This window comes from Pseudomonas brassicacearum (assembly GCF_003732225.1).
Taxonomy (GTDB): Bacteria; Pseudomonadota; Gammaproteobacteria; order Pseudomonadales; family Pseudomonadaceae; genus Aquipseudomonas; species Aquipseudomonas brassicacearum_E.
Window position 1 is genome coordinate 306,732 of the sequence record NZ_MOBJ01000006.1, and the last position, 13,475, is coordinate 320,206.

Below are 13,475 nucleotides of genomic sequence, written 5' to 3' on the forward strand. Positions count from 1 at the left end.
TTGCCAGCACCGCTGCGGTAGGCGAGGCTGTACAGGCTACAACCTGGGACGAAACACCTTATGACCCATAACGCCTTTACCTACAGGGCAATGGCTTGGCTGATCGCCACGCTGATGATGTTTTCTGGAGATATAGCCATGGCAAGCAGCCTGAGATTAGCGGACCCGTCAGAACTGGCCGGGGAGTGGCAGGTTTACCTGAAGTCTGCCCCACAGAACATCTGTGCACTGAAACTTGAGCAGAATCAAACATTGGCTGGCGATATTGAATGCCTCGCCGGTTGGCTGAGTGAAACACCCATCGGTTGGTTTCCGGAACCTGACGGTATATCACTGACCGGTAAAGAAGGTTCAAGAGTTATTCATCTTGGCCGACAGCAGGAAGGACGCTACCAAAGTACCAAACACTCTGATCCACAGATTGTTTTGCAACGCGCGCCACACTAAAGGGCAGGGCGGTAAGCCGAATCTTTTCCCGTCACGGAAATAAGGATTCACCCACAGTTTTCCGCTGGCAGCTAAATAACCTGAACTCTATATCGTCATGACATAGGGTTCGTTCGCCTGCCAGTTGCATTATTAAAAGTAACCCCCGCCAGCGTGGGGGCAGTTTATTGGAACCGTGTCGAACTACCGCGCGGGCTATCAGCTCAGGGAAGATCAATGAGAATGGCGAAGACCACTCCCACTGCACCGCTATTGAAGGCGCTGGGCGACTATAAAAGTATTCTGATCAGCGTTGGTTGTTTCACCGCACTGATTAACGTACTGATGTTAGTGCCGTCGATTTACATGCTCCAGGTCTATGACCGGGTACTGTCGTCGCAGAATGAAACCACTCTGGCCATGCTGTCGTTGATGGTGGTGGGCTTTTTTGTGTTTATCGGTTTGCTGGAAACCGTGCGCAGCTTCATCGTGATTCGTATCGGCAGCCAACTGGAGCGACGTTTCAATCTGCGGGTCTATCAGGCCGCGTTCGAGCGCAACCTGTTCAAGGGCGAGGGCAACGCCGGCCAGTCGTTGGGCGACCTGACCCACATTCGCCAATTCGTCACGGGACCTGCGTTGTTCGCGTTCTTCGATGCACCGTGGTTTCCGGTCTACCTGTTCGTGATCTATCTGTTCAACGTCTGGCTTGGGGTGTTCGCTACCGTCGGCGCAATGTTGTTGATCGGTTTGGCGTTTCTCAATGAGGCGATGACCAAAAAGCCTTTGGGTGAAGCTGGCGGTTACTCGCAACGGTCCACGCAACTGGCCACCAGTCACCTGCACAATGCCGAGACCATCCAGGCGATGGGCATGCTCGGGGCGCTGCGCAAGCGCTGGTTTCAGGTGCATTCGCGCTTTCTGGGCTTGCAGAATCAGGCCAGCGATACCGGCGCGGTCATCAGTTCCCTGAGTAAAACCCTGCGTCTATGCCTGCAATCGTTGGTGCTGGGGCTCGGTGCACTGTTGGTGATCAAGGGCGAGATGACCGCCGGGATGATGATCGCCGGCTCGATCCTGATGGGACGGGTGCTGAGCCCGATCGATCAGTTGATTGCCGTCTGGAAGCAATGGAGCGGGGCGAAGCTGGCGTATCGGCGCCTGGATGCCTTGCTGCAGGAATTCCCGCCGAGCGACGGCGCCATGGAGTTGCCCGCGCCCAAGGGCCAGGTAACCTTCGAGCAGGTCAGCGCCGGCCCGCCGGGGCAACGCACGGCGACCTTGCACATGGTCAACTTCAACCTCGGGGCCGGCGAAGTGCTGGGCGTGCTCGGTGCGTCCGGCTCCGGTAAATCGACTCTGGCGCGAGTGCTGGTAGGTGTCTGGCCGACCCTGGCCGGCACTGTGCGGCTGGACGGTGCGGACATCCATCGCTGGAACCGCGACGACCTTGGCCCCTACATCGGCTATCTGCCACAGGACATCGAACTGTTCAGTGGCAGTGTCGCCGAAAACATCGCGCGCTTTCGCGAAGCCGACCCGCAGAAGGTTGTCGAGGCGGCTCAACAAGCTGGCGTGCACGAGATGATTCTGCGCTTGCCGCAAGGCTACGACACCCTGCTGGGCGAGGATGGCAGCGGTTTGTCCGGCGGCCAGAAACAGCGCGTGGCCCTGGCCCGAGCACTGTATGGCGGGCCAAGCCTGGTGGTGCTCGATGAACCGAATTCGAACCTCGACACCATTGGCGAGGCTGCATTGGCCAGTGCGATCGCGCAGATGAAAGCCCAGGGCACCAGCGTGATTCTGGTGACCCACCGCTCTTCGGCACTGGCCCAGGCCGACAAGTTGCTGGTGCTCAACGAAGGCCGCCTGCAAGCCTTCGGGCCGAGTCAGGAAGTGCTCAAGGCACTCTCTAGCTCACAGCAGTCTGGCGCACAGCAGGAACAACCACGGGAGAAACCCGCGTCACCGGCCGGGCTCAGCATGAGCCGCCAGTATCAGGCCCCGACCAAGAGCAGCGGTGTATGAGCAAGGACAGCGGCATGACAATCGAACAAGGTTACGCACCGGAGCGTCCTGAGCGCGACGCCGGTTTTTTTGCCCGCATGGGCTGGACTCTCGCCGTGGTCGGCGCCGGCAGTTTTTTTCTCTGGGCCAGCCTGGCGCCTCTCGATCAGGGGATTCCGGTGCAGGGCACGGTGGTGGTGTCCGGCAAGCGCAAGGCTGTGCAATCGATGAGTGGCGGGGTGGTCAGCCGGATTCTGGTACGTGAAGGTGAGGCAGTGAAGCAAGGCCAGCCGCTGTTTCGCCTCGACCAGACTCAGGTCGAAGCCGACGTGCAATCCTTGCAAGCCCAGTACCGCATGGCCTGGGCCAGTCTGGCGCGTTGGCAGAGCGAGCGTGACAACCTCAAACAGGTGAATTTTCCGACCGAACTGAGCAACGACCCCGACCCGCGTCTGGCGTTGGTCCTCGAAGGCCAGCGGCAACTGTTCAGCAGCCGCCGTGAAGCGTTTGATCGCGAACAGGCCGGGCTGCGCGCCAACATCGAAGGCGCCACCGCGCAATTGGCCGGGATGCGTCGGGCACGTACCGACCTGACCGCGCAGGCTGAGTCCTTGCGTCAGCAACTGACCAACCTGCAACCCTTGGCCGACAACGGTTACATCCCGCGCAACCGGTTGATGGATTACCAGCGTCAGCTCTCGCAGGTACAACAGCAGTTGGCGCAGAACACCGGCGAAAGCGGGCGAGTGGAGCAGGGCATTGTTGAAACGCGCTTGAAGTTGCAACAGCACAGCGAGGAGTACCAGAAAGAGGTACGCAGCCAGTTGGCGGACGCACAGCTCAAGAGCCTGACCCTCGAGCAGCAACTGACCTCGGCCGGTTTTAATCTGCAACAAAGTGAAATCGTCGCGCCGGCCGACGGCATTGCAGTCAGCCTCGGCGTGCACACCGAAGGCGCAGTGATTCGCCCGGGTGAAACCTTGCTGGAGATCGTGCCCCAAGGCACGCACCTTGAGGTTGAAGGTCACCTGCCGGTGAACCTGATCGACAAGGTCGGCAGCCACTTGCCGGTGGACATCCTGTTCACTGCGTTCAACCAGAGCAAAACCCCTCGGGTACCAGGCGAAGTCAGCCTGATTTCAGCCGACCAGATGGTCGACGAGAAAACCGGCGTGCCGTACTACGTGCTGCGCAGCAGCGTCAGCGATGTGGCCATGGAGAAACTCAACGGGCTGGTGATCAAGCCGGGCATGCCGGCGGAAATGTTCGTACGCACCGGTGAACGCTCACTCCTCAACTATCTGTTCAAACCTCTGCTCGACCGGGCAGGCTCCGCATTGACCGAGGAATAAGGATGTTCCGTCGTATGAGCAAGCTTTTCATTCTCGGGACCGCTATAGCATTGCTGGTCTGTACCCACGTTCACGCCATGGGGCCATTCGAGGTTTACGAACAGGCGCTGCGCAACGATCCGATATTTCTCGGCGCCATCAAGGAACGTGATGCCGGCCTTGAAAACCGCACGATCGGTCGCGCCGGCCTGCTGCCAAAACTGTCGTACAACTACAACAAGGGCCGCAACAACTCCAAGGCCACATCCCTGGACGAGCGCCGCCGCAACCAGACCGAAAACCGTAACTACGACAGCTACGGCTCGACCTTCACCCTGCAACAACCGTTGTTCGACTACGAGGCCTACGCGGCGTATCGCAAGGGCGTGGCGCAATCGCTGTTCGCCGATGAAAACTTTCGCGGCAAGAGCCAGGAACTGCTGGTGCGGGTGCTGACCTATTACACCCAGGCGCTGTTTGCCCAGGATCAGATCGACATCGCGCAAGCGAAGAAAAAAGCCTTCGAAGAACAGTTCCGGCAGAACGAGCAGATGTTCCGCCAGGGCGAGGGCACCCGCACCGATATTCTCGAAGCGGAATCGCGTTACGAACTGGCCACTGCCGAAGAGATTGAGGCTCGTGATGAGCAAGACGCTTCCTTGCGTGAGCTGGGGGCGCTGATCGGCACGCGGGATATTGATATCAAAGACCTCGAGCCTTTGGGCGAGTCCTTTGAGTCGTTCACCCTGCAACCGGCCAATTTCGACACCTGGCATGAGCTCGCACTGAGCAACAACCCGAACCTGGCTTCCCAGCGTCAGGCGGTTGAAGTGGCGCGGTTCGAAGTGGAGCGCAATCGCGCCGGGCACTTGCCCAGGGTCAACGCCTACGCGACAGCGCGCAAGAACGAGTCGGAAAGCGGCAACACCTACAACCAGCGTTACGACACCAACACCATCGGTATCGAGGTCACCATACCGCTGTATGCCGGTGGCGGGGTGTCGGCATCGACTCGTCAGGCCAGTCGTTCGATGGAGCAGGCCGAATACGATCTGGACTCGAAAACCCGCGAAACCCTGATCGAACTGCGTCGCCAGTTCAGTGCCTGCCTGTCGGGTGTCAGCAAGCTGCGCGCCTATCAAAAGGCCCTGACGTCGGCCGAAGCGCTGGTGGTCTCGACCAAGCAAAGCATCCTCGGCGGCGAGCGGGTCAACCTCGATGCACTGAATGCCGAACAGCAGCTCTACACCACGCGCCGTGACCTGGCCCAGGCCCGTTATGACTATTTGATGGCGTGGACCAAGTTGCATTACTACGCCGGCAACCTGCGTGAAGAGGACCTGGCCAAGGTCGATGAAGCCTTCGGCCCGCGCAAGACCACCCGATAAGCACCTCACTGCTGCACTCCCCCCGGATGGGGGACTACAAGTCTAATAAGGCGAGATGTCATGAACACGGATGTACGTCGTTATAGCTCCCAGCCGATCACCAGCGGCTCATTATTGTTGCTCGTCGCGGCGTTGCCCGCCGCAGTTCACGCGGCCTACCTTGATCCGGGGCAAGTAGGAGATCCCGCCAGTTGGCGCACAGCGGAATACCAACGGGATTGGGGCCTGGACCGCATGCAGGCGAATCAGGCCTATGCCGACGGTATCACCGGCAAAGGGGTGAAGATCGGCGCGCTGGACTCAGGTTTTGATCCGAACCATCCCGAAGCCGCACGCTTTCATGCAGTCACGGCCACCGGTAATTACCTCAACGGCACGCCGTTCAGTGTCAGCGGCAATCACAACGCCAACAACGACTCCCACGGCACCCACGTCACCGGCACCATGGGCGCCGCGCGTGACGGCGTCGGTATGCATGGCGTGGCGTTCAACGCGGATGTGTATGTCGCCAACACCAATCAGAACGACAGCTTCCTCTTTGGCCCGGGCCCCGATCCGCGTTATTTCAAAGCGGCCTATGACGCCTTGGCCGATGCCGGCGTACGGGTGATTAACAACAGCTGGGGCAGCCAGCCCAAGGATGTCGACTACAAGACGATCGAGAGCCTGCACGCCGCCTATGCCCAGCACTGGAACCAGAACACCTGGATCGATGCGGCGGCCGATGTCTCGCGTCGTGGCGTGATCAACGTGTTCAGCGCCGGCAACAGTGGTTACGCCAACGCCAGCGTGCGCGCGGCCCTGCCGTATTTCGAGCCGGACCTGGAAGGCCACTGGTTGGCGGTGTCGGGGCTCGATAAAAACAATCAGCAGAAATACAACCAGTGCGGGATCGCCAAGTACTGGTGCATCAGCACGCCGGGCGCGCAGATCTACAGCACCATCGTCGGTGGCGGTTATGCCAGCTACAACGGCACGTCGATGGCGGCGCCGCATGCCACCGGCGCCTTGGCACTGGTGATGGAACGCTACCCGTACATGAACAACCAGCAAGCCTTGCAGGTGCTGCTGACCACCGCGACCCAGCTCGACGGCTCGATCACCGATGCGCCGAGCACTCGGGTCGGTTGGGGCGTGCCCGACCTTGCGCGGGCAATGCGCGGGCCGGGGCAGTTGCTCGGTTCATTCGACGCCAACCTTGGCGCCGGCCAGCGTGATGTATGGAGCAACGACATCTCGGACAAGGCGCTGATACAGCGTCAGAGCGAAGATGCCGCCGAGCACGGTGCCTGGCAACAGACCTTGAAAGACAAAGGCTGGGAAAACGGCATTGCGGCCAACGCCAGTCAGCAGGACAAGACCGATTACGCAGTGGGCACGGCGCGCGATGCGGCAGCCGCCACACGACTCTATGAAGGCAGCCTGATCAAATCCGGCGCGGGTCAGTTGATTCTGGCCGGGAACAACAGCTATCGCGGTGCGACTACGGTCAATGGCGGCTTGCTGACGGTCAATGGTTCGCTGAGCTCGGCGGTGACGGTCAACGACAGCGGCACCCTTGGCGGTTCCGGGCGGGTCGGCGCATTGACCGCGAAAAGCGGCGGCAGCGTCGCGCCGGGCAACTCGATCGGCACCTTGCACGTGGCCGGCGATGTGACCTTCGAGCCCGGTTCGACCTATGCCGTCGAGCTGTCTCCCACCAGCAGCGACAGCATCGTGGCCGGCGGTAAAGCCACGATCCAGGGCGCGACCGTGAGCCTTTCGCGGGAAAACAGTCCGACGCTGTTGAGCCCCAGCGACGTGAAAAGCCTGATCGGTCATCAGTACAACATCCTGCAAGCAGCCGGCGGTATTCAGGGCCAGTTTGGCGCTGTATTGCCGAACTACGCGTTTATCGGTGGCAGTCTCGATTACTCGGCGACCGGCGTGCAATTGGCGGTCGTGCGTAACGGCAACTCCTTTGCCAGCGTCGGGCAAACCCCGAATCAACGTTCCGTGGCGGCTGTCGTCGAGCAATTGGGCACGGGCAATCCGGTGTACGAAAGCCTTTTGCTGTCGCCATCACCAGCCTCTGCCCAACAGGCGTTCCAGCAGTTGTCCGGGGAGATTTATCCGGCGCTCGACACCTTGCTGATCAACGACAGCCGTTACCTGCGTGATGCGGTGACGGAGCGTTTGCAGGCGGATCCGGCGACCGGCAGTAATGCTTGGGTCAAGGCGCTGGGCGCCTGGGGCAAGACCGATGCGCGCAACGACACAGCAGGCTCGACCACTTCGATTGGCGGCTTGCTGGCCGGGGTCGACGGTTTGCTCGACGAAGACACCCGACTCGGGTTTGTCACTGGTTACAGCGACAGTTCGCTGAACTTGGGCAGTGGCACCCATTCCCGGGCGCAGGTCGACAGCTACCACCTGGGCGCTTACGCCGGACGCGAACTGGGAGCACTGAGTCTGAGTCTCGGCGGTTCTTACAGCTGGCACCGGGCGGATATCAAGCGAGACCTGCAATACGGCGATGTCAGCGCCAAGCAGAAAACCAGGGTCGACGCCAACACCACGCAATTATTCACCGAAGCTGCCTACCGAATGGACCGACAGCCCGTGGCACTGGAGCCGTTCGCCAACCTCGCCTATGTGCACCTGGACACCGAAGGTTTCACCGAAAAAGGCGATGCCGTAGCGCTTAAAAGTGACGGCGACAAACGTGATGCGGTGCTCGGCACGTTGGGCGTGCGAATGCTGAAAACCATCAACCTTTCCAGTCAGCAACAGCTCGACCTGGCCGGCACCCTCGGCTGGCAGCACAACCTGAGCGCTACTCAATCGGAAGACCATTTGGCGTTTGCCAGCGGCGGGCCTGGGTTCGCGGTGGAAAGCGCACCACTGGCACGCAACGCGGCGCTGATCGGGGTCCAGGCAGGGCTGGCGTTGGCCAAGGACGTTCGTTTGAACCTTGATTACAACGGCCGTCTGGCCAGCGGCGAAAACAGCCACGGCGTAGGGCTGAGCCTTAATTGGCAGTTCTAAAGAACACCACAGCTTTTGTAGCAGCTGGCGCAGCCTGCGTTCGAGTGCGCAGCGCTCGCAATCAGGGCAACCGTGTTTGGTCAGGAAAACCGAGGGGGATGGTTTTACGACTGCTTCGCAGCCGAACGTCGCCTTCGGCAACTGCTACGGATTTGTGCTCGCCACAGCTTTTGTAGCAGCTGGCGCAGCCTGCGTTCGAGTGCGCAGCGCTCGCCAATGCGGACGACTCGGTGAGCCTGACGTACCGCAGGGCATGGATTTACGACTGCTTCGCAGCCGAACGTCGCCTTCGGCAACTGCTACGGGGGAACTCGGAACAAAACAAGACGCGTGCAGGTAAGCACGCCGGGATTCAAGCACGACAACTAAGGAAGGTAGCTGCATGGAAGGCAAGTCTCGCAACAACACGCCTGTGCAAATCGGCATCAGCCGCAAGGCAAAAGCCCTCAATGGGGCCTTTATCGCGTATCTGGCAGCGACCGGTGTCGCTCAGGCCGCACCCTATGTGGAAAACGGCGTGCCCGGCGATCCGAACAGCTGGCGCAGCAGCGAGTTCAACGCCGAATGGGGCCTGGGCGCGATCAACGCTCAGGATGCCTACGCGGCCGGCTACACCGGCAAAGGCGTCAAACTGGGGATCTTCGATCAACCGGTCTACGCCCAACACCCGGAGTTCTCCGGGGCAAATAAAGTGCTGACCCTGGTCACCAGCGGTATCCGCGAATACACCGACCCCTACATTCCGGTCAAAGCCGGAGATGCCTTTCGGTATGACGGCACACCGTCGGTGGGTTCCGACGGCAAGCTGGGCTCTCACGGCACCCACGTCGGCGGGATTGCCGCCGGCAGCCGCGATGGCAGCCCGATGCACGGCGTGGCCTTCAATGCGCAAATCATCAGCGCCGACAACGGCGACCCGGGACCTGAAGACGGGATCATTCTCGGCAACGACGGCGCGGTCTACAAAGCCGGCTGGGACGCTCTGCGAGAAAGTGGTGCACGGATCATCAACAACAGCTGGGGCATCGGCATCACCGACCGCTTCAAAAAGGGTGGCAAGGACCCGGCGTTCGCGCATTTCACCGTGCAGGACGGCCAGGCTCAGTTCGATCAGATCCAGCCGTTGCTCAACACCAAACAGGGCGGTGCTTACCGAGGCGCCATCGACGCGGCCCGTAGCGGCATCGTGACGATCTTCGCTGCTGGTAACGACTACAATCTCAACAACCCGGACGCGATTGCCGGCCTGGGTTACTTCGTGCCGGACATTGCTGCGAACTGGGTCACCGTCGCGGCTCTGCAGATGAACCCGGACACCAATAGCCCCAATCCCTACATCATCAGCACCTTCTCGTCGCGCTGTGGTTATACCGCAGGCTTTTGCGTGTCGGCACCGGGTACCAAGATCTACAGCGCAGTGATCGGCGGCACCAGCGTCGACAACCTGACCATGGGCTATGCCAACAAGAACGGCACCTCGATGGCCGCGCCACACGCGGCCGGCGCCACGGCAGTGTTGATGGAACGCTTCCCGTACATGACCGGCGCGCAGGTCGCCACAGTACTGAAAACCACCGCCACCGACCTGGGCGCACCGGGCATCGACTCGTTGTACGGCTGGGGCATGATCAACCTGCGCAAGGGTATCGATGGTCCGGGCATGTTCGTCGCCGATGCCGATATTCCGCAGGAATTCCGCGTGGCCGGGGCCTATGGCTCAGGCCAGTTTGTCGCCGACCTGCCAGGCGTTGGCGCGGTCATCGATGCTGGCAAGCCAACGCAGCGAATCTGTAATGACATCAGGTGCGGGCTCGATGTCTGGCGCAACGATATTTCCGGCCACGGTGGTTTGACCAAGCAGGGTATCGGTACGCTGGTGATGACCGGCAGCAACACATATGCCGGGCCAACCCTGGTGAACCAGGGGCGGTTGGCGGTTAACGGTTCGTTGCAGTCAGCGGTCACGGTCAATGACAGCGGCATCCTCGGTGGTTCCGGGCAGGTCGGCGCATTGACCGCGAAAAGCGGTGGCACCGTCGCACCGGGCAACTCGATCGGCACCTTGCACGTCGCCGGCGATGTGACCTTCGAGCCCGGTTCGACCTATGCCGTCGAGCTGTCTCCCACCAGCAGCGACAGCATCGTTGCCGGCGGCACAGCCACGATCCAGGGCGCGACCGTTAGCCTTTCGCGGGAAAACAGTCCGACGCTGTTGAGCCCCAGCGACGTGAAAAGCCTGATCGGTCATCAGTACAACATCCTGCAAGCGGCCGGCGGTATTCAGGGCCAGTTTGCCGCGGTGTTGCCAAACTACGCGTTTATCGGTGGCAGTCTCGATTACTCGGCGACCGGCGTGCAATTGGCGATCGAGCGTAATGGCAACTCCTTTGCCAGCGTCGGGCAAACCCCGAATCAGCGTTCCGTGGCAGCGGCTGCCGAGCAGTTGGGCGCGGGCGATCCCGTGTATGAAAGCCTGCTGCTGTCACCGAGCGCGGCGGCCGCGCAGCAAGCTTTCCAGCAACTGTCCGGGGAAATTCATCCGGCGGTTGGCACCTTGCTGGTCAACGATTCGCGCTATCTGCGTGATGCCGTTGGTGAGCGTCTGCGCGATGGCGGCCTCTATGACGCCGCAACACCCAACAGCAACGAGAACAACGCCTGGGTCAAAGTGCTGGGCGCCTGGGGCAAGACCGACAGCGGCCACGACAACGCCAACTACACCAGTTCCATCAGCGGTCTGCTGGCTGGGGGCGACGGTTTGATTGCCGACCACACTCGACTAGGTTTCGTCACCGGCTACAGCAACAGCTCGTTGAACATGGGCAATGGCACCCATTCTTCTGCCTCGGTCGACAGCTACCACCTGGGGCTGTACGCCGGGCATGAAATGGATGCGCTGCGTCTGAGCGTCGGCGGTGCGTACAGCTGGCACCGCATCGACACTCAACGCGATGTGCAGTTCGGCGACATCAGCACCAAGCAGAAATCCAAGCGCGATGCGCACACTACACAAGTGTTCACTGAGGCAGCCTATCGCCTGGACCTGCAACCGTTGGCGCTGGAGCCATTCGCCAACCTGGCCTACGTGCACCTGGGCAGCGACAGCTTTACCGAGAAGGGTGGCGCGGCGGCACTCAAGGGCGGCGACGACAACCGTGATGCAGTGCTTTCCACGCTGGGCCTGCGAGCGAGCAAACGCCTGGCGCTCACCGAGCATCAGCAACTCGACCTGTCCGGGACCCTGGGCTGGCAGCACAACCTGAGCAATACCCACTCCGAGGAAAACCTCGCGTTTGCATCCGGCGCTACGCCGTTCGCCGTGCAAAGCGTTTCCATGGACCGCAACGCGGCCGTGGTCGGCGTTCGCGCAGGCCTGGCGCTGGCGCGCGATATCACCCTGAACCTGGATTACAACGGACTGCTGGGCTCGCGGGACAAGACCCATGGCGTCGGGCTGACCCTCGACTGGCAGTTCTGATTTGAAAAACCGCAACACGTACCAGCAATGAAGAGGCAAGAAAATGGGTGTTTTTGATTACAGGAAGTTCGGCAGCGAGGCCAGCAAGGCGTTGTACAGCGATGCGATTGCATTGACGCTGTACGCCTACACGCCGACCGGCAAGCCATTGGCTTCCGGCTGGACGCCGGTCACCGCCGGACAATTGGGCTATAAGGGCAAGGTCGGTGCCCAGGGCACGTTCTTTGGCGAGCAGGGCGGCTTTACCAGTGCCGAAGCCGAAGTGCTGGCCAAGTACGACGCGGCGGGCAAGCTGATCTCCCTCGGCATTTCCTTTCGTGGCACTGGAGGCCTCGGTTACAGCGACACCTACGGCGACATGAAGAACAATCTGCTGGCCGCTGTCGGCCCGACGGATTATGCGAAGAACTATGCCAAAAGCGCCTTCGACACCTTGCTCAAGGATGTCGCGGCGTTCGCCAGCGCCAAGGGGCTGAGCGCCAAGGACGTGCTGATCACTGGCCACAGTCTGGGCGGTCTGGGCGCCAACAGCGTGGCCGATTTGAGTGCCGACCATTGGGGCGGTTACTTCAAGGAGGCCAACTACGTGACCTTCGCTTCGCCAACCCAAAGCTCGGCAGGCACCCATGTCTTGAACATCGGTTACGAAAACGACCCGGTGTTTCGTGTGCTCGATGGCACCACCTTCACCAGTTCATCGCTGTACAAGCACGACAAGCCCCAGGAGTCGGCGACCAATAACATCGTCAACGTCAACGACCACTACGTCTCCACTCAGATGACCCCGTTCAGCATTGCCAACCCGCAGCACTGGGCGGCGCACAGCTCCCTCGGTTATGCCGACGGCCTGAACCGGGTCATTGGCTCGAGCTTCTACGACCTCACCAGCAAGGACTCGACGATCCTCGTCTCGACCTTGTCGGAGTCGTTGCGGGCCAGCACCTGGATCGAAGACCTGGGCCGCAGCGGCGAAACGCACACCGGCAGTACCTTCATCATCGGCACCGACAGCAACGATCTGCTGCGTGGTGGCACGGGCAATGACTTCCTCGAAGGCCGCGACGGCAATGACACCTTCAGGGACGCAGGTGGCTACAACATCCTGCTCGGCGGCAAAGGGCAGAACGTCTTCGAACTGCAACAGCCGCTGAAGAACCTCACCTTTGCCAACGACGGTGACGGCACGCTGTATGTGCGCGACAGCTACGGCGGCATCAGCATGACCCGCGACATCGGCGCGCTGGTCAGCAAAGAGTCAGGGGCCATGTGGGGCCTGCTGAATAAAGACGTTACCTACAACGTCACCGCCAAAGGCCTGCTGGCCGGCACCGAGCTGACTCACTACAACCACTCGCTCAACGGCGATGCCTACGGCAATTCGCTGGTGGCGACCGCCGACGGTGACTGGCTGTTCGGATTGTCCGGCAACGACGTGCTGCGCAGCGACAAAAGCCAGGTGACGTTCGTGGGCGGCGAGGGCAATGACGTTATGTATGCCGCCGGTGGCCACAACACTTTCCTGTTCAGCGGCGCGTTTGGTTTCGACGCCATCAATGGCTATCAGGGCAGCGACAAACTGGTGTTCATGGGCGTTCAAGGCGCGGGGCAGGGCTATGACTACAGCCAGCACGTTTCGCAATCGGGTAACGACACGCTGCTCAAGGTCGGCGACTACGCGGTGACGCTGGTCGGTGTTGGCCTGAACAACCTGTCTGGTGCGGAGATCGTATTTGTTTAAACCGCAGCACAAGGCATTGCACTAAATAGAACGCCCTGCGCTGCGGGGCGTTCCAGCTGCGTGAGCTATCTCTAACAACT

7 protein-coding genes are annotated in these 13,475 nt (G+C 60.8%); all 7 read left to right on the forward strand.

The window, feature by feature from the left end; genetic code table 11:
* Positions 1-60 precede the first annotated feature (60 nt).
* The 7 genes from BK659_RS08165 (at position 61) to BK659_RS08195 (ending at position 13,395) form a co-directional block, all read left to right on the forward strand.
* Positions 61-447, forward strand: a complete 387-nt coding sequence (locus BK659_RS08165) for an AprI/Inh family metalloprotease inhibitor (RefSeq protein ID WP_123424570.1) — start codon at positions 61-63, stop codon at positions 445-447.
* Positions 448-663: 216 nt separating this feature from the next.
* Positions 664-2,454 (forward strand): type I secretion system permease/ATPase, encoded by a 1,791-nt coding sequence (locus BK659_RS08170; protein WP_123424571.1) that lies wholly within the window; start codon positions 664-666, stop codon positions 2,452-2,454.
* 14 nt (positions 2,455-2,468) lie between these two features.
* Positions 2,469-3,785: an HlyD family type I secretion periplasmic adaptor subunit gene (locus BK659_RS08175; protein ID WP_123424893.1), complete on the forward strand. Its 1,317-nt coding sequence runs from the start codon at positions 2,469-2,471 to the stop codon at positions 3,783-3,785.
* Between the two features lie 2 nt (positions 3,786-3,787).
* Entirely contained in the window at positions 3,788-5,152 is a 1,365-nt protein-coding gene (locus BK659_RS08180) for a TolC family outer membrane protein (protein ID WP_123424572.1), read from the forward strand.
* 60 nt (positions 5,153-5,212) lie between these two features.
* Positions 5,213-8,179: an autotransporter serine peptidase EprS gene (gene eprS, locus BK659_RS08185; RefSeq protein WP_123424573.1), complete on the forward strand. Its 2,967-nt coding sequence runs from the start codon at positions 5,213-5,215 to the stop codon at positions 8,177-8,179.
* A gap of 382 nt (positions 8,180-8,561) precedes the next feature.
* The gene (locus BK659_RS08190) at positions 8,562-11,657 is read left to right on the forward strand and encodes an autotransporter serine protease (protein WP_123424574.1); all 3,096 of its coding nucleotides are present in this window, start codon (positions 8,562-8,564) and stop codon (positions 11,655-11,657) included.
* 43 nt (positions 11,658-11,700) lie between these two features.
* Entirely contained in the window at positions 11,701-13,395 is a 1,695-nt protein-coding gene (locus BK659_RS08195) for a polyurethane esterase (RefSeq protein WP_123424575.1), read from the forward strand.
* Positions 13,396-13,475: the final 80 nt, after the last annotated feature.

Excerpts from the sequence above, each read along its gene's own strand:
- BK659_RS08195 (WP_123424575.1), top strand. The coding sequence starts at position 11,701 with ATGGGTGTTTTTGATTACAGGAAGTTCGGCAGCGAGGCCAGCAAGGCG.
- BK659_RS08190 (WP_123424574.1), top strand. The coding sequence starts at position 8,562 with ATGGAAGGCAAGTCTCGCAACAACACGCCTGTGCAAATCGGCATCAGC.
- BK659_RS08170 (WP_123424571.1), top strand. The coding sequence starts at position 664 with ATGAGAATGGCGAAGACCACTCCCACTGCACCGCTATTGAAGGCGCTG.
- eprS (WP_123424573.1), top strand. The coding sequence starts at position 5,213 with ATGAACACGGATGTACGTCGTTATAGCTCCCAGCCGATCACCAGCGGC.
- BK659_RS08180 (WP_123424572.1), top strand. The coding sequence starts at position 3,788 with ATGTTCCGTCGTATGAGCAAGCTTTTCATTCTCGGGACCGCTATAGCA.
- BK659_RS08165 (WP_123424570.1), top strand. The coding sequence starts at position 61 with ATGACCCATAACGCCTTTACCTACAGGGCAATGGCTTGGCTGATCGCC.
- BK659_RS08175 (WP_123424893.1), top strand. The coding sequence starts at position 2,469 with ATGACAATCGAACAAGGTTACGCACCGGAGCGTCCTGAGCGCGACGCC.